The 16,803-nt window shown below is 70.1% G+C and carries 17 protein-coding genes; 13 read left to right on the top strand and 4 right to left on the bottom strand.

Features of this window, described 5'->3' with window-relative positions:
• Positions 1-27 precede the first annotated feature (27 nt).
• Positions 28-1,551 carry an ABC-F family ATP-binding cassette domain-containing protein gene (locus ACQEU1_RS19445; protein WP_433203378.1) on the top strand — a complete coding sequence of 508 codons (1,524 nt, stop codon included), beginning with the start codon at positions 28-30 and terminating at the stop codon, positions 1,549-1,551.
• Here ACQEU1_RS19445 and ACQEU1_RS19440 read toward each other — a convergent pair.
• Entirely contained in the window at positions 1,511-1,882 is a 372-nt protein-coding gene (locus tag ACQEU1_RS19440) for a nuclear transport factor 2 family protein (protein ID WP_433203375.1), read from the bottom strand. The two genes, ACQEU1_RS19445 and ACQEU1_RS19440, sit on opposite strands and share 41 nt — an antisense overlap.
• A gap of 42 nt (positions 1,883-1,924) precedes the next feature.
• Between ACQEU1_RS19440 and ACQEU1_RS19435 the strand changes: the two genes are divergently transcribed.
• Positions 1,925-2,380: a MarR family winged helix-turn-helix transcriptional regulator gene (locus tag ACQEU1_RS19435; RefSeq protein WP_433211588.1), complete on the top strand. Its 456-nt coding sequence runs from the start codon at positions 1,925-1,927 to the stop codon at positions 2,378-2,380.
• Here the strand turns inward: ACQEU1_RS19435 and ACQEU1_RS19430 are convergent.
• Positions 2,377-3,207, bottom strand: coding sequence for a DUF4082 domain-containing protein (locus tag ACQEU1_RS19430; RefSeq protein WP_433203372.1), 831 nt, complete (start codon positions 3,205-3,207; stop codon positions 2,377-2,379). The genes ACQEU1_RS19435 and ACQEU1_RS19430 overlap by 4 nt on opposite strands.
• A gap of 110 nt (positions 3,208-3,317) precedes the next feature.
• Between ACQEU1_RS19430 and ACQEU1_RS19425 the strand changes: the two genes are divergently transcribed.
• The 11 genes from ACQEU1_RS19425 to ACQEU1_RS19375 all read left to right on the top strand — a co-directional run bounded on the left by ACQEU1_RS19425 (position 3,318) and on the right by ACQEU1_RS19375 (position 14,193).
• The gene (locus ACQEU1_RS19425; protein WP_433203369.1) at positions 3,318-5,531 is read left to right on the top strand and encodes a molybdopterin cofactor-binding domain-containing protein; all 2,214 of its coding nucleotides are present in this window, start codon (positions 3,318-3,320) and stop codon (positions 5,529-5,531) included.
• A gap of 9 nt (positions 5,532-5,540) precedes the next feature.
• Entirely contained in the window at positions 5,541-5,999 is a 459-nt protein-coding gene (locus ACQEU1_RS19420) for a (2Fe-2S)-binding protein (RefSeq protein WP_433203366.1), read from the top strand.
• Positions 6,000-6,089: 90 nt separating this feature from the next.
• Complete coding sequence (locus ACQEU1_RS19415; protein ID WP_433203363.1) at positions 6,090-7,331, top strand: SLC13 family permease; 1,242 nt, start codon at positions 6,090-6,092, stop codon at positions 7,329-7,331.
• A 2-nt stretch (positions 7,332-7,333) separates the two neighbouring features.
• Entirely contained in the window at positions 7,334-7,765 is a 432-nt protein-coding gene (locus ACQEU1_RS19410) for a universal stress protein (protein WP_433203360.1), read from the top strand.
• A 55-nt stretch (positions 7,766-7,820) separates the two neighbouring features.
• On the top strand, positions 7,821-8,807 hold the full coding sequence (locus ACQEU1_RS19405) for a hypothetical protein (protein WP_433203357.1): 987 nt from the start codon (positions 7,821-7,823) through the stop codon (positions 8,805-8,807).
• 43 nt (positions 8,808-8,850) lie between these two features.
• Positions 8,851-9,636: a TIGR02452 family protein gene (locus ACQEU1_RS19400; RefSeq protein ID WP_433203354.1), complete on the top strand. Its 786-nt coding sequence runs from the start codon at positions 8,851-8,853 to the stop codon at positions 9,634-9,636.
• Between the two features lie 190 nt (positions 9,637-9,826).
• Complete coding sequence (locus ACQEU1_RS19395) at positions 9,827-10,348, top strand: ribbon-helix-helix protein, CopG family (RefSeq protein ID WP_433203351.1); 522 nt, start codon at positions 9,827-9,829, stop codon at positions 10,346-10,348.
• Between the two features lie 69 nt (positions 10,349-10,417).
• Positions 10,418-11,260 carry a DUF4097 family beta strand repeat-containing protein gene (locus ACQEU1_RS19390; protein WP_433203348.1) on the top strand — a complete coding sequence of 281 codons (843 nt, stop codon included), beginning with the start codon at positions 10,418-10,420 and terminating at the stop codon, positions 11,258-11,260.
• A gap of 11 nt (positions 11,261-11,271) precedes the next feature.
• A complete protein-coding gene (locus ACQEU1_RS19385) occupies positions 11,272-12,207 on the top strand; it encodes an ATP-binding cassette domain-containing protein (RefSeq protein WP_433203345.1) in 936 nt (311 codons plus the stop codon).
• Positions 12,204-12,986: an ABC transporter permease gene (locus tag ACQEU1_RS19380; protein WP_433203342.1), complete on the top strand. Its 783-nt coding sequence runs from the start codon at positions 12,204-12,206 to the stop codon at positions 12,984-12,986. The genes ACQEU1_RS19385 and ACQEU1_RS19380 overlap by 4 nt, the downstream gene beginning before the upstream one ends.
• A gap of 31 nt (positions 12,987-13,017) precedes the next feature.
• Complete coding sequence (locus ACQEU1_RS19375; RefSeq protein ID WP_433203339.1) at positions 13,018-14,193, top strand: cytochrome P450; 1,176 nt, start codon at positions 13,018-13,020, stop codon at positions 14,191-14,193.
• A gap of 3 nt (positions 14,194-14,196) precedes the next feature.
• Here ACQEU1_RS19375 and ACQEU1_RS19370 read toward each other — a convergent pair whose 3' ends face one another.
• Both ACQEU1_RS19370 and ACQEU1_RS19365 read right to left on the bottom strand, forming a co-directional pair.
• Positions 14,197-14,898, bottom strand: a complete 702-nt coding sequence (locus ACQEU1_RS19370) for an SDR family oxidoreductase (protein ID WP_433203336.1) — start codon at positions 14,896-14,898, stop codon at positions 14,197-14,199.
• A gap of 51 nt (positions 14,899-14,949) precedes the next feature.
• Positions 14,950-16,782 (bottom strand): hypothetical protein, encoded by a 1,833-nt coding sequence (locus ACQEU1_RS19365; RefSeq protein WP_433203333.1) that lies wholly within the window; start codon positions 16,780-16,782, stop codon positions 14,950-14,952.
• Positions 16,783-16,803: the final 21 nt, after the last annotated feature.

Raw genomic sequence — 16,803 nt, 5'->3', positions numbered from 1 at the left:
CGCATCCGTGTCCGATTTCCTTCGGCGGTGTGGGGGTCCCTCGTGTCAGCTCAGTTGACGATCAAGAAAATCACCAGGAACTACGCGTTCAAGCGCGTGCTCGACGCTGTGTCCCTGACGGTCCGGCCCGGCGAGAAGCTCGGTGTGGTCGGCGAGAACGGGTCGGGCAAGTCGACGTTGCTGCGGCTCGTGGCCGGCCAGGACGTGCCGGACGACGGCGAGATCACCGTGGTGGCGCAGGGCGTCGGCTACCTCGGCCAGGTGCTCGACCTGCCGGAGGACGCGACGGTCGGCGACGCGGTGGACGCCGCGCTGGTCGAGGTCCGCCTGCTGGAACAGCGGATCGCGGCCGCGGCCGAAGAACAACGGCTGGACGACCTCGGCGAGTTGCTCACGGCGTTCGAGCTGCGCGACGGCTACGCGGCCGACGCGCGGGTCGAGGCCGCGATGTCCGTGCTGGGCATCGGCGGCCTCGGCCGCGACCGCGCGCTCGGCACCTTGTCCGGTGGCGAGAAGGCCAGACTGGCGCTCGCGGGCGTGCTGAGCGCCGAACCAGAGCTGCTGCTGCTCGACGAACCCACCAACCACCTCGACGACGAGGCGCTCGCGTGGCTGGAGGACCGGCTGCGCAAGCACACCGGCACCCTCGTGGTGGTGACGCACGACCGGCTGCTGCTGGAACGCGTCACGACCGCGATCGCCGAGGTGGAGAACCGCACGATCACCCGCTACGGCAACGGGTACGCGGGGTACGTCGCGGAGAAGCGGGCGGCGCGGCAGCGGTGGGAGCAGGCCTACGCGGAGTGGGTCGGCGAGATCGGGCACTGGACCGCGTGGCGTGGCACGACGGCACATCGCGTCGCGCCGGGACGTCCGATCCCCGACCACAACAAGTGCAAGTACAACGGCGACGGCCGCCGCGTGCAGGCGTCCATCAGGACGCGGGTGCGCAGCGCGTCCGAACGGCTGGAGCGGCTGCGCGCCGATCCGGTGCCGAAGCCGCCGGAACCGTTGCGCCTCAACGCCCCGCTCGGCGCGGCGGTGCGCGAGGGGGTGGTCCTGCGGTTCGGCGGGCTGGAACTCGTGGCTGGGCAACGGATCCTGGTGACGGGACCCAACGGCTCCGGCAAGTCGACGTTGCTCAGGGCGTTGGCCGGCGCGGCGACCGGCAACGTCGGCTTCCTGCCGCAGGAAACCGTTGTGCGCGAACCGAAGCAGACGCTCCTCAGGGCGTTCGGTGGCACCGGGGAACAGCTGGAGTCGCTGGGTTTGTTCCACCGCAACGACTTCGGCACGCCGGTGGGCGCGTTGTCGATCGGGCAACGACGCAGGCTCGCGCTCGCCATGCTCCTGAACCAGGAGTCCGACGTGCTGCTGCTGGACGAGCCGACGAACCACCTGTCGCTCGCCCTGGTCGAGGAGTTGGAGGCGGCACTCGCCGACTACCCCGGCGCGGTGGTCGTGGCGTCGCACGACCGGTTGCTGCGGCAGCGGTGGAAAGGAGAGGAGCTCAGAACGGCTCGTAGCAGTCGTACGTCTCGACAGCGCTGATGAGCCCGTCGCGCGTGTCCACGAACTGGGCGATGTGCGCGACGAGCTCGCGGCCGTCCCGCAGCACCCCGGTCCACCTCAGGCCCAGGATCGCGGTGCCACCCGCGACCAATGCCGAGTGCACGTCGTACTTCTGACTGGTCAGCAACCCGGCGCCCTTCTCCGAGTTGGCGAGCATCTCCTCCAGCGGCGTCCGGGCGCCGCCGGGCTTGATCAGGTTGGGGCGTTCGACGGTCACCGCGTCGGCGGTGAAGTGGCGGCGCAGCGCGGAACCGGACTCCCCGGCTTCGAGCGCGCGGTGCAGCGAGGTGGCGAGGTCGACTGGGTTCATATTCACAACCATAGTTGTACAACCATGGTTGTCAATGTGAGGATGCAGGCTGTGGACCTGATGGGCATCGATCTCGCCACCCTCGCGTACCTCGCGGGCAGCTCCGCGAACGACGAGATCATCAAGCGGCTGCACGAGTGCGGCCACAAGGGCGTGCGGATGTCGCACGGGTACGTGATCCAGCACCTCGTCGACGAGGAACCGAAGGTGGGGGAGCTGGGCGAGCTGCTCGGCGTCACCCAGCAGGCCGCGTCGAAGCAGCTGCTGGAGCTCGAACGCCTCGGCTACGTGCGGCGCGTGCCGGACCGCGCGGACGCCCGGATCCGGCGCGCCCAGCTGACCGACAAGGGCCGGCGGCTGGTGGACGACAGCCGCCGGCTCCGGCGCGAGCTCGACGTGCACGGTGACGACGAGACCAAACGCGCGCTGGTCAGGCTCCTGGTGGCGACCGGGGGCGCGGAGAAGGTGCTGAAGCGCCGGGTCGTGGAAGCCGACTAGGGCTTGAAGACCGGCTGGATCCAGTAGTTGCTGCCGAACCACGTGTCGGTCGGGAAGCCGCCGCCGTAGCTGTACACGCCGGCGTTCGGCGGGATCTTGAACGGCGTCTGCACGATGTTGCCGGTGAAGTAGTTCTCCGTCGACCGGTAGCCACCGGCAGGTGTGTAGTAGGAGACGACGTACTCGGTGCCCGCGGTCACGGGAACCGGTGTGCTGAAGGTGATCCGCTGGCTGTAGGCCGCGCCGGGCGCCTCCTGCTCGGCCAGCAGAGTGCCGTCCGCCCAGAGTCGTGCGGTGACCGGGCCCGTGTAACCGCCGCGCCTGATGATCAGCGCCGTGACGGAGCCCGGGCGGTCGAAGGCGACGCGCATGCCGAGCTCGACGGCCTGCTCGTCGGGGTCGTTGATGGTGGGGCTGTGCGTGTCGTTCAGGTAGAGCGACGTCTCGTACTGCAACGGCGGGACGGTCGTGCCGCCGACGTAGATCGTGCGCGACACGGTGACGGTGCCGGTGGTGGACGCGGTCTTGGCGCGGGCGTGGATCGTCAGCGGGCCGGGGACGGACGGCCACAGCAGGACCGACCAGCGTTCGCCGGTCGCGTCGACCGGTGTCCAGTTGGTCTGGTGGTCGGTCGAGAACTCGACCTCGGTGATGCCGCCGGACTCGCCGTTGACGGCGCCGCCGATCACGAGCAGCGGCTCGTTCAGCGGGACCGAGGCCTGCTCGGTCGGAGCCCAGATCATCGCCATCGGGCCGGCGTCCGCGACGGCGGGAGCGTTGGGAGAGACCAGGAAGAGTGCCAGCAGCAGTACTGCTAATCGTCTCATGTACGGCAGATCGTCCGCCGTGGAGACGCAGTTACGGCGTTGCGCTGTTCGGCCTGAACTCGATCGGCTGACAGTCGTACCCCGGTCCGCCGGATGTCGTTGACGAGTACATGACCTGTGACAACGAAGTCCCGGTCCCCGAGACGCGGGTCCCGGTTCGTCGTCGGCAGTTCCTCACGTTCCTCGTGGCCGCGCCGGTGCTCACCGTCGCGGTTCCCGGTACGGCCGAGGCCGTCATCCCGACGCTGCCGCAACCGGCCGAGATCCTCGATCTCGGCGACATCCTGATTCTGGCCGGTACTCCGACGGCGGGCGCGCTCGCGGTGCTCAGCGTCGGCGAGGACGGCGTCGTGACCCTCGACCTGCCGCGTGCGGAGGTCGGTCAGGGCATCACCACGGCGTGCGCGATGCTCGTCGCGGAGGAGCTCGACCTCGCGCTGGACAAGGTCCGGGTGACCTTGGCCGACGCACGGCCCGAGCTGCTGATGAACCAGCTGACCGGCGGTTCCAACACGATGAGGTCGGTCTACGGGCCGGTCCGCCAGGCGGCGGCCGCCGCCCGCGCCAGACTGCTCGCGGCGGCGGCGAAGCAGCACGGCGTGGCGGCCGACCGACTGTCCACACGCGACGGAGCGGTGATCCTGCCGGACGGGCGGCCGATCCTGTACGGCCTGCTGACGTCCGCGGCCGCGCAGCTCACCGGAGTCTTCGCGGCACAACCGAAACCGGACTCGCAACACCGGATCGTCGGCACCCCGCAGTCGCGCATCGACGCCCGCGCGATGGTCACCGGTCAGTTCAAGTACACGCTCGACCAGGACGTGCCGGGCGCCATGCCCACGGTCGTGCGACGCCCGCCCACGATCAACGGGTCGGTGAAGTCGGTCGACTCGGCGGCGGCACGGGCGATGCCCGGTGTGCTCGCCATCGGGGTCGTGCCGACCGGCGTCGCGGTGGTCGCCGAGACGTTCGGGCAGGCGATGGCGGCTCGCGACGCGCTGAAGGTCACCTGGAACCCCGGCACGATCGACGCGTTGTCGGACAAGGAGATCCGCGACAAGCTGAAGGCCGCCGCGTTGCCGTTCGTGGTGCCTCCGCTGCTGACCCAGCACGTCGACATGGAGTTCGACTTCGCGTTCGTCAGCCACGCGCCGATGGAGACGAACTCGGCGATCGCGGACGTCCGCGAGGACCGTGCGGTGATCTGGGCCGGGCTGAAGTCGCCGATCGTCGCGCGGCAGACCATCGCGGCGGCCATCGGGCTGCCGGAGGCCGCGGTGACCGTGCACGTCATGCAGGGCGGCGGGTCGTTCGGGCGCAGGCTGTTCTTCGACGCCGCGATCGAGGCCGCGCAGATCTCGAAGGCGTTGAAGCGACCGGTGAAGCTCATGTGGGACCGCAAGGACGACATGCGGCACGGCCGGGCCCGCGCGGCCAGCCACCACAAGCTGCGGGCGACGTTCGCGCTCGGCAACGTGCTGACGTTCGAGCACCGCGTCGCGTCCGTCGAGACCGACTTCCGGCACGGCCTCGGCGAGATCCTCACCGCCACCGCCGCGAAGCTGCCGGTCGCGGGCAACCTGTCGTTCGCGCAGACGGTGTTCCTCACGACGTGCAAGGTGCCGTACAACTTCGGCGTCGTCACGTCGTTGCTCAACGAGGTGCCGCTGCGCATGCACACCGGCTCGTGGCGGTCGGTCTACTCGGCCAACACCCGTGGCGCCGAGGAGGTCCTGGTCGACCAGCTCGCCGCGAAGATGGGCAAGGACCCCGTCGCGTTCCGCCGCGAGTTCCTGAAGAGCGCCCGGCAACGCGCGGTGCTCGACAAGGTCGTCGACGAGGGCCAGTGGGGCAAGGCGATGCCGAAGGGCTTCGCGCAGGGCATCGCGTTCCACGACGAGTACAAGTCGTGCACCGCCTGCTTGGTCGAGATCGACGCCCGCGACCCGAAGAACCCACGCGTGGTCAAGGCGACGATCGCGGTCGACGTCGGCCGCCCGATCAACCCGCGCGGCCTGGAGGCGCAGATGCTCGGCGGGCTGACCGATGCCATCTCCACCACGTTGCGCGCCGGTCTGCACATCGACAAGGGCCTGCCGCTGGAAGGCTCCTACTCGCAGTTCCACTACGCCCGGCAGAAGGACGCGCCGCTCGACGTGAAGATCCACGTGATGCCGGCGACCGGGGAACCCGGTGGGGCGGGGGAGCTGGGCGTGCCGGCCGCGGTCGGTGCCATCGCCAACGCCTACGCCCGCGCGACGGGTGTGGTGCCGCGCAGCTTCCCGATCATCTTCCCGGTCGACTTCGAGCCGTTCCCGCGCTGAAGGAGCGTCATGCCCACCTACACGTTCGTCGTCAACGGGGACGAGGTCACCGTCGAGGCTCCGTCCGACCTCGCGCTGCTCTGGGTGCTGCGCGACAAGCTCGGGGTGCGCGGGCCGAAGTTCGGCTGCGGCATCGGGGTCTGCCGGGCCTGCACGTCCCACCTGAACGGGGCCGAGATCCAGCCGTGCGTCACGCCCGTCGGGGAGTGCGCTGGACAGGAGGTCACCACGATCGAGGGGCTCGCGTCCGGGGACGACCTGCACCCGGTCCAGGAGGCGTGGCTGGAGCAGGACGTCGCGCAGTGCGGTTACTGCCAGCCGGGGCAGATCATGGCCGCGGCGGCGTTGCTCCGGACGAAGAAGGAGATAACGGACGAGGACATCGACCGCATCGCGAACGTCTGCCGGTGCGGCACGTACTTCCGGATCCGCAAGGCGATCAAGAGCGCCGCCGCCAAGATGGGCTAGCGGGGTGTGAGATGAGTCTGGTCGCGCGGCCGATACCGCGGACCTAGAGTCAGCGCGGCCGGGAATCCCTTCCGGCGCAGGAGGATTCCCGTGCTCGCGCTGTCCGTTTTGTTGCTGGTGGCCGTTCTGGTGTGCGCGGTCGTCAGACCGTGGGGCTGGCCCGAGGCCGTCGTGGCGGTGCCGGCCGCTGTGGTGGTCGTGGTCGCCGGGGTGCTGCCGGTCGAGCACGCCGTGGACGAGGCGGTGCGGCTGGGACCCGTGATCGGGTTCCTGGCCGCGATCCTCGTGCTGGCCCAGCTCTGCGATGACGAGGGGCTCTTCCACGCGTGCGGCACGTGGATGGCGCGTGCCTCGGGCGGGCGGCCGCGGACGTTGCTGGGCGGTGTGTTCGTCACGGCGTCGGTGACGACGGCGGTGTTGAGTCTGGATGCGACGGTCGTGTTGTTGACGCCCGTCGTGTTCGCCACGGCCGCACAGCTGGGTGTTCGGCCGAAGCCGCACGTCTACGCGTGCACGCACCTGTCCAACAGCGCGTCGCTGCTGCTGCCGGTGTCGAACCTGACGAACCTGCTGGCGTTCGCGTCCAGCGGGTTGAGCTTCACGCGGTTCGCGGCGCTGATGGCGTTGCCGTGGGTGGTGGCGATCGGGCTGGAGTACCTGGTGTTCCGGCGGTTCTTCCGCACCGACCTGGACGCGCCGGTGCACGCGCCGTTGTCGCAGCCCGTCCCCGAACTGCCGGTGTTCGCGCTGACCGTCGTCGGGCTCACGCTGGTCGGGTTCGTGGTCGCGTCGGCCACCGGCGTCGACCCGGCGTGGGCGGCCTGCGCGGGTGCGCTCGTGATGGCGGGCCGGGCGTTGGTGCTCAAGCGGACGACGGTCGGCAAGGTCGTGAAGGCGACTTCGTTGCCGTTCCTGGCGTTCGTGCTCGGGCTGGGGATCGTGGTGCGGGCGGTGGTCGACAACGGCCTCGACGACGTGCTGCGGCACGCGATCCCGGACGGCACCGGGCTGCTCGCGCTGCTCGGGGTGGCCGCGGTCGCCGCCGTGCTCGCGAACGTGATCAACAACCTGCCCGCGGTGCTGGTGCTGCTGCCGCTGGTGGCGCCGTTCGGACCGGGGGTGGTGCTGGCGGTGCTGCTCGGCGTGAACCTCGGGCCGAACCTCACCTACGCCGGGTCGCTCGCGACGTTGCTGTGGCGGCGGATCGTGCACGACCACGACACCGAGGTGAACCTGGCGGAGTTCACGAAGCTCGGGCTGCTCGCCGTGCCTGCCACCCTGGTCGGCGCGGTCGTGGCACTGTGGGCGTCCCTGCAGCTGATCGGAGGATGACCATGACGGTGGTCGTGTGGATCGCCGACGACACCTGGCAGGACTGCGTCGACGCGGCCCGCGGGTACGAGGGTGCGGACTTCGTGTTGCTGCACGTCAGCGACCACGACGTGCCAGGTGCGGCGCACGGTGCGTTCGCCGGGCTGTTCGGGCGTTCGTCGCTGGACCCCGGCACGCGCCTGGACGACCTCGCCGCCGGCCACTCGACGCGGCTGCTGGCGGCCGCCGCCGAACGCCTCGGGGTGCCGTGCGAGGTGCGGACGCGGGTCGGGCGGGTGGAGCACGAGGTCGTCGCGGCGGCGGAGGGCGCGTCGTTGCTGGTGCTGTGCCGCGACAGGGACGTGTCGCACGCCGGTCCGCGCAGCCTCGGCCCGGCTACCCGGTTCGTGGTCGACCACGCTCCTTGTCCGGTGCTGCTGGTCTGGCCTTCGTAAGGATTCGTCCACGCAAACTTGCGTGCACGCACTTTTCGCGCCTAGTCTCTGAGGCATGCGCGCCAAAGGCATCGCGTACGACACCGGTTTCGTGCGCCACGGAGAGATCTCCGTCCCGAAGTTCGACCTCGACGCCGTCCGGCGGGACCTGACCGTGATCAGGGACGACCTGCACTGCACCGCCGTCCACCTCGTCGGCGGTGATCCGGAACGGCTGGAGCGGGCCGCGGAGATCGCCGCCGGCCTGGGGCTGGAGGTCTGGTTCTCGCCCTACCCGCTGGAGCTCACGCCCGACGGGATCCTGGCGCTGTTCACCGACTGCGCGGTGCGGGCCGAGCGGGTCCGGTCCCGCGGCGCCGAGGTGGTGTTCGTGACGGGGGTGGAGCTCAGCGTCATGAACCCGGGTTTCCTGCCCGGCGACGACGTGCTCGGCCGGGTGGGGCAGCTGCTGGGGCAACCGGAACGCATGCGGGAGGCCGGTGAGCGGCTGCGCGAGTTCCTGGCGTCGGCCGTTTCCGCGGTGCGGCAGCACTTCGGCGGTCCCGTCACCTACGCGTGCATCCCGTTCGAGAACCCCGACTGGGACCTGTTCGACATCAAGGCGTTCGAGCTGATCCGCTCGGCCGAGGTCGCCGACGTGTACGCGGAGAGCATCAGGAACGTGGTGGCGCAGGGCAAACCGGTCGCCATCACCGGCTTCGGCACGGCGGCGTGGCGTGGTTCGGGAGCCGTCGCGCCGCGCAGCATGGAGATCGTCGAGCACGACTCGTCCGGCCGTGCGGTGCGCGTCCTGCCCGGCCACGTCCGCGACGAGACCGAGCAGGCCACCTACCTGCGCGAGGTGCTGGAGACGTTCGAGGAGACCGGTGTCGACGCGGCGTTCGTCTACCTGTTCGCCCTGGCCAGCCATCCGCACCGGCCGGACGACCCGAGCCGCGACCTCGACATGGCGGGCCCCGGCATCGTGAAGGTCCTCGACGACGGCACCTGGGAGCCGAAGGAGGCGTTCGCCGCCGTGGCCGAGGTCTACGCCCGGATTTAACTCGCTTGGCCACCTGCTCGCCGCCGGTCACACTCGGCACATCATGAGCAGCAGGTTGCGAGCCATCGCCCACGACACCGTCGCCATCGCGGAGCGCGGCTCCTACACCACCCCGGCGGGCGAGGTGCCCGTCGTCGTCGCCCCGGCCGTCGCCGGAACCCGCCTGCACCTGCCGGACGAGGTGCTCCCGCTGCCCTCGCGGGCCGACCAGGTGCGGGTCGACGTGACCAACGAGTCCACTTTGGACGCGACACGGCGGCTGGGTGGCGAGGTCGCCGCCCTGGTGTTCGCCTCGGCCCGCAGCCCCGGCGGTGGCTTCCTGAACGGCGCGCAGGCGCAGGAGGAGAGCGTCGCCAGGGGATCGGCGCTCTACCTCAGCCTGCGCGCGGCCGGCGACTTCTACGCCCACCACCGCGCCCACGAGGACCTGACCTACACCGACCGCGTGATCTACTCGCCGCGCGTCCCGGTCTTCAAGGACGACAGGGGTGCCCTGCTGCCGCGGCCGTACGAGGTCTCGTTCCTCACCGCCGCCGCGCCGAACCGCACGGCGATCCTGCGCAACCAGCCGGAACGCGCCGACGGCATCGAGGCCGCGTTGCTGCGCCGGGCCGTCCGGGTGCTGCACGTGGCGGCGTCGCACGGGCACCGGCGGCTGGTGCTGGGCGCGTGGGGGTGCGGTGTGTTCGGCAACGAGCCCGAGGCGGTGGCGCGGATCTTCGCGGTGGCGTTGCGGGAGAACCGGTACTTCGAGCACGTGGTGTTCGCGGTGCTGGACCGCGCGAAGGGCACGCCGACGTTCGCGGCGTTCGAGGCCGCGCTCGCCTGAGCCACCAGTGCTTCATCTGAGCCATCGCGGTGCCATCCCGGAGCCGTGATGGCTCTTTGCTGTGTCAGCGGCCTGCCCTCGCACCTCTCGAAACCGCACCGCACTTGCCCTGACCTGCAGTGAGCCAGAATGATGCCACGTTGAGCCAGAATTGCTTGCCGGTGGTGCCACCGTGTGCCATAGTGGTGCCATGGATCTGACCCCGTATGTGGCTTCCCTCGGCCGCGAGCTGCTGACCGCCGTCGAGACCGGCGGCGACGAAGCGAGCGCGCTGGTCGAGCGGTTGACCGTGACGATGGAGTCGGCGATCCGGCTGGCGCTGCTCGAAGCGTTGTCCGCGGCCGCCGACGAGATCACCGCGGACCTCGCACCGGACTCGGTGCAGGTGCTGCTGCGGGGCCGTGACCCGAAGTTCGTCGTGTCGCGCCAGGTGCCGCCGGCACCCGCCGTCACGCCGGAACCCACCCCCGCGGCGCCCGCCGAGGACGTCGCCGCGAGCTTCGACGACGGCAGCACCGTGCGGATCAACGTCCGGCTGCCAGAGCCGCTCAAGGCCGCGATCGACGAGGCGGCGGCCAAGGAGGGCCGCTCGGTCAACGCCTGGCTCGTGCGCGCCGCGACCGCTCAGCTGAGCCCGAAGCGCGAGACCCTCGCCGAGGCCATCACGTCGGAGATCACCGGCTCGACGCGTTTCGTCGGCTGGGTCCGCTAACACCTGCTCTCGCACCACTTCGCCCCGACCTGCGGGGATGCACCACCGACACCTTCTGAGGGGACAGCCATGCCTTCTTACGACACGCCGGAACCGATCTCCGTCCTGCTCGACGTCTACGCGGGCCACGTCCAGATCGTCGCGACCGACCGCGCCACCACGACGGTCGACGTGCGGCCGTCCGACGCGCACGACTCGTCCGACGTCGACGCCGCGCGCAAGACCACCGTCGACTACGGCGACGGCACGCTGATGGTGCGCGGGCCGAAGCGCACGTTCGACTTCTCCAAGAAGACCAGGTCGGTCGACATCACGATCGAGCTGCCGACCGGGTCCAAAGTGGACCTCGACGTGACGGCGGGCAGCGTGCGCACCAGCGGTGTGCTCGGCGTGACCGAGGTCGACATGTCCGCGGGCAACATCCACCTCGACCGCACCGGCGCGTTGAAGGCCGACACCGGCGCCGGCCAGGTCAAGGTCGGCGCGGTCGACGGCAACGCCGAGGTCAAGACCGGCAGCGGGCACCTCCGCGTCGGCACGGTCCGCGGCGCGCTGGTCGTCAAGAACTCCAACGGCCACATCGACGTCGGCACGGTCGAGGGCGACCTGCGGGCCCGCTCGGCCAACGGCGACATCAACGTCGAGCGCGCCGAGGCGTTGGTGGAGGCGCGGACCGCGATGGGATCCATCGAGGTCGGCGAGGTCGTGAAGGACACCGTCACGCTGAACACCGCGATGGGCGGCATCGAGCTCGGCATCGCCCACGGCACCGCCGCGTGGATCGATGCCAAGACCTCGTTCGGCCGGGTCAGCAACACGCTCGAAGGCAGCGACGGTCCCGGCAACGCCGCGCAGACCGTGAAGGTCACCGCTCACACCGCTTTCGGCGACATCGCCGTGCGCCGGGCCTGAGGGGACAGGACATGAACGCGATCACGGCCACCGGCCTGCGCCGCTCGTACGGCGACACCGAGGTGCTCAAGGGCGTCGAGCTGAACGTCCAGCGCGGCACCGTCTTCTCGTTGCTCGGTGCGAACGGCGCCGGCAAGACCACCACCGTCAAGATCCTCTCCACGCTGATCGCGGCGCACGGCGGCAGCGCGTCCGTCGCGGGGCACGACGTGGCGGCCGACCCCGACTCCGTGCGCGCCGCCATCGGGGTCACCGGCCAGTTCTCCGCCGTCGACAACCTCATGACGGGTCGCGAGAACCTCAAGCTCATGGCCGACCTGCACCACCTCGGCAAGGCCGAGGGCAGGCGCAAGGCGGACCACCTGCTGGAGCAGTTCGACCTGGTGGACGCGGCCGACAAGTCCGCCCACACCTACTCGGGCGGCATGCGGCGCAGGCTCGACCTCGCCATGACGCTGGTCGGGACGCCGCAGGTGATCTTCCTCGACGAACCGACCACCGGCCTCGACCCGCGCAGCCGCCGCACCATGTGGGGCATCGTGCGCGACCTGGTCGCGAGCGGCATCACGATCTTCCTGACCACCCAGTACCTGGAGGAGGCCGACGAGCTCGCCGACCGGATCGCGGTGCTGGACCACGGGAGGATCGTCGCCGAGGGCACCGCGGACGAGCTCAAGCGCCGCATCCCCGGCGGGCACGTCCTGCTGCAGTTCCACGACCCGGCGCACGTCGACGCCGCGCTCAGGGTCGTCCGCGACGCCACCCGCGACGGCGAGGCGCTCTCCCTGCGCGTGCCGAGCGACGGCAGCGTGCGCTCGCTCAAGGCGTTGCTCGACCACCTCGACGCCAATGCCGTGCAGGTCGACTCGCTCAGCACCCACACGCCCGACCTCGACGACGTCTTCCTCGCCCTCACCGGCACTCCGGACAAGGTGACCCAGTCATGAGCTACGTCCTGACCGACTCGGCGACGATGGTCCGCCGCAACCTCAAGCGGATGATCCGCTACCCGTCGCTCACGTTCCAGCTGCTGATCATGCCGGTCGTGTTCCTGCTGCTGTTCGTCTACGTCTTCGGCGGCACGCTCGGCGCGGGCCTCGGCGGCCCGAGCGGCGGCAGGGCCGAGTACCTCAACTACGTGACGCCGACGATCATCCTGATGTCGATCACCGCGGCCGTGCAGGGCACGAGCATCTCGATCGCGATGGACATGACCGAGGGCATCGTCGACCGCTTCCGCACCATGAAGATCGCGCGGGTGTCCGTCCTGACAGGACACGTCGTGGGCAGCCTCGTGCAGACCCTGCTCGCCATGACGTTCGTGTTCGGCATCGCCGTCGCGATCGGGTTCCGGCCGCAGGCGAGCGCGCTGGAGTGGCTCGTGATCGCGGCTCTGCTGGTGGGCATGTCGTTCGCGCTGATCTGGTTCTCCGCCGCGCTCGGCCTGGTCAGCAAGTCCGTCGAGTCGTCCAGCAACGTCGGTCTGCCGCTGATCCTGCTCCCGTTCTTCGGCAACGGTTTCGTGCCCACCGACTCGATGCCGACGGTGCTGCGGTGGTTCGCCGAGTACCAGCCGTTCACGCCGTTCATCGACGCCCTGCGCGGGTTGCTGATGGGCACGCCGATCGGCAACAGCGGCTACATCGCCTTCGCCTGGTGCGTCGTCATCGGCCTCGGCGGCTACCTCTGGTCCAAGAAGCTCTTCAACCGCGAATCCACCCGCTGAAGGAGAAACCCCGATGTTGCACGGTCTTCCCATGGATCGCGACGTCACGCCGTTCGACCCGCCCGGCGAGATCACCAGGGTGCGCGCGTCGCGTCCGGTCAGCCCGATGCTCTTCCCCGACGGCCACGAGGGGTGGCTCGTCACCGGCTACGAAGCCGTCCGGCAGGCGTTGTCCGACACCAGGTTCAGCAGCCGGCAGGACCTCGGCATCATCCACGTGCCGTTCCCGACGCCGGGCATGCCCGAGATGACCGAACCCGTCCCGCAGACGCCCGGCCTGTTCATCGCCATGGACCCGCCGGACCACACCCGGTTGCGCCGCAAGCTCACCGGGGCGTTCACGGTCAGGCGGATGAAGGCCCTGGAAGAGGGCATCCACGAGATCACCGAACGGCAGCTGGACGAACTGGCGGCGCTCACCCCGCCGGTCGACCTCGTGCAGGCGTTCGCGCTTCCCGTGCCGTCACTGGTGATCTGCGAGATCCTCGGCGTGCCGTACGCCGACCGCGACAGCTTCCAGCACAACTCCTCGAAGTTCATGGAGAGGCAGGTGAACCTGGAGGACAAGATGGCCGCGTACATGGCGATGAACACGTACCTGTACGAGCTGTGCGCCGCCAAGCGCGCGGAACCGGCCGACGACCTGCTGTCGGACCTGGCGAAGGACGAGGACCTGAGTCTCGAGGAACTCACGGGCATGGCGTTCCTGCTGCTGCTCGCGGGCCACGAGACGACCGCGAACATGTTGGCGCTGGGCACTTTCGCGTTGCTGGAGCACCCGGACCAGCTCGCGGGGCTGCGCGAGCGACCGGAGCTGATCCCCGACGCCGTCGAGGAACTGCTGCGCTACCTCGCGGTCGGCGACATCTTCTTCCGGTACGCGGCGGAGGACATCGAGTTCTTCGGGGAGACGATCCGCGAGGGCTCGATGGTGGTGCTGTCGTTGCTGGCGGGCAACCACGACCCGGCGCGGTTCGAGAACGGGGACTCGTTGGACGTGCACCGCAACGCCCGCGGCCACCTGGCGTTCGGGCACGGCGTGCACCAGTGCCTCGGCCAGCAGCTGGCCCGCATCGAGATGCGCGCCGGGTTCGAGGGGCTGCTGCGCCGGTTCCCGAGCCTGCACCTCGCGGTACCGGCCCGCGAGGTGAAGCTCAGGACGGACATGAACATCTACGGCGTGCACGCCCTGCCCGTCGGGTGGTGACCGTCAGACGGTGAAACCGCCGTCGACGTTGATGCCGGCACCGGTGACGTACGCACCGGCCTCGCCGGCCAGAGCCGCGACCACCGCGGCGATCTCCTCCGCAGACCCGTAACGCCCCAGCGCGGTCAGGCCGCGGATCGCGTCCGCCATCGGGCCGTCCGCCGGGTTCATGTCCGTGTCGGTCGGCCCGGGATTCACGACGTTCGCCGTGATGCCCAACGGGCCCAGGTCGCGCGCGAGCCCCTTCGTCATCCCGATCAGCGCCGTCTTGCTCGCCGAGTACAGGGCGAAGCCGGGGAACGGCGCGTGCACGGCGACGTTGCTGCCGATGCTGATGATCCGGCCACCGTGCACCATGTGCTTCGCCGCGGCGCGCGCGGCGAGGAACGGCGCGCGCACGTTCACGGCCATGGTGTGGTCGAACTCCTCCCTGCCGAGCTCGTCGAGCGGTCCCACCCGGAAGACCGCCGCGTTGTTGACGAGCACGTCCAACCGTCCGAAGTGGACGGCGGTCTGCTCGACCGCCGCCACGACGGCGTCCGGGTCGGCGCTGTCCGCCCGGATCGCGAAACCGTTGTCCGGCTTGGTGTTCTGGTACGTCACGGCGACCAGGGCGCCGAGCTCGGACAGCTTCCGAGCCACCGCCGCCCCGATGCCGCGGCTCCCGCCGGTGACGAGAGCCGCTTTCCCCTCGAGTGATCTCATGCCGTCGAGCCTGCTGGAACGACGGCCGGGAGTCTGGCGGGAATCGGACCGTCAGTTGCCGCCCTTGGTGTAGCCCCACGCCGTGCGGTTGAGGGTGTCCTCGAGACCGGTGAAGCCCTCGTTGGGGTTCAGCACGTCCTCGTGGAAGTCGACGTCCACGTCGTCCGCCGTGCCACCGACGGCGTCCGGGCCCACGCCGAACATGCCCTTGGGGTTGCCGCCCTGGTCCATGATCGCGTCGAGGGCGTTGAACTGGTCGGTGTGCCAGCTGCCGGACATGTGACCGGCCTCGTGCGCCACGATGTTGCCGATCGCCCGGCCGATGAACGTGATCTTGTCGCTGGCGGGCGTGATGTAGCGGTTCAGCGAGGTGCCGGTCTGGGCGGCGGGGGCGCTGAGGATGTCCAGCAGCACCAGCGCGGTCTCCTCCTTGCCGAAGTTGCCCGCGTCGATCGACTGCGCGATGCCGACCGTTGCGATGCCGGACTCGGCGATCGAGCCGCCGACGACGACGCGGCTCACGTTCGGCTGACCCCACGGGTCGGCGTGGTCGCGGCTGTTCAGGATCCGCACGCCGAACCGCCTGTTGGTGCCCTTCGCGGCGAGGTCCTTCTCGATGTTCTCGCGCACGGTGGCGATCACGCCGTCGACGACCTTGTTCTCGTCGGCGTCGGTGAGGCCCCATCCGGGCAGGAACTTCTTCAGCGGCGAAAGGTCCTTGTTGCCCGCCGTCGGCTCGTTGCTGAAGACGCGGGTGTTGACCCTGGCGCCGTTGAAGTCGAGGAAGACCGTGAGCACCTCGGGCCGCGGGTTCAGCTCGGAGCCGGGGCGGTAGGCCTCGACCGTGATGTCGTACCGGCCGTCACCGTTCTCGGCGCCGACGGTGTAGCGGCCGTCCTTTGGTGCCACGAAGTCCGCGACGGCGTTGCCGCCGGCGGGCAGCGGCGACGTGTCCGCGTACAGGAAGCTGAAGTCCTGCGACGAACCGAAGACCTCACGCCCGGCAGGGTCGTGGACGACGACCCTGGTGGCCTTGCCCGCCGCCGACGCGCCGAGCACGTCACCGGCCTTCAGGTCGACCGAGAAGTAGTCCTTGTCAGGCTCGTTCTCGGTGAACGTGACGTCGTACGGGCCCTCGGTGAGGACCTGCTTGCCCGTACCGGGCTTCATCGGGTCGGACGGGATTCCGCCGGCACCGGCCGAGGTGACGAGGACGTAGACGTCCTGACCGGCGGGCACGACCACCTGCAGCCTGCTGTCGGTGATCCCGGCGAGGTTGTCGTTCTGGTTCAGGAGCTGACCGTTCGCGTCGTACGAGACGAGCACCGTGTCCAGGTCGCCGGTGGGCGTGTCGGTCGTGACGACGACGGTCCGGTTCGCCGTGCCCCCGGACAGCTTGTAGAAGTCGTGGTCGCCGGTGCGGGTGCCGCCGCTGCCGTGCGGGCCGTCACCGATCCTGCCGCTGGTCTTCAGCGGCGAGGTGACCGCGCTCGCGAGCGGGATGGCGTCGTTGGTCTCGGCGAACGGCTGGGCGACCGGGATCGCCGGGTCGCCCGCGAGGCCGCCGGTGATGGTGAGCTTCGGGTTCCTGCCCCTGCCGGTGCCGAACCCGGCCACGTGCTCGGCCCTGGAGGGCGCGTCGTTGGCGCCCTGCCCGGTCTCCTTCTCGGTGTAGGTCAGCGGCTGACCCGCGCCCCGCTTCGACGACACCTGTGCGCGGTTCTGCTTGCGGGCCTCCCGCCCGCGCTGCACCGCCGCCCAGTCGACCTGCGCCTCGGCGGGTAGGAACGCGAGCATCGGGTCGGGCTGGATCGGCGTCGCCAAGGGCTCCGCCGCGGACTGTCCCCCGGCCACCAGAGCGAGTGCTACACCTGCGGTGAGCACGCCAAATAGCCTCTTGTGCAT

The organism is Lentzea sp. CA-135723 (assembly GCF_050936595.1).
Lineage (GTDB): Bacteria > Actinomycetota > Actinomycetes > Mycobacteriales > Pseudonocardiaceae > Lentzea.
Note: the sequence above shows the minus strand (reverse complement) of the source record. Positions and strands in the feature narration are given on the sequence as shown.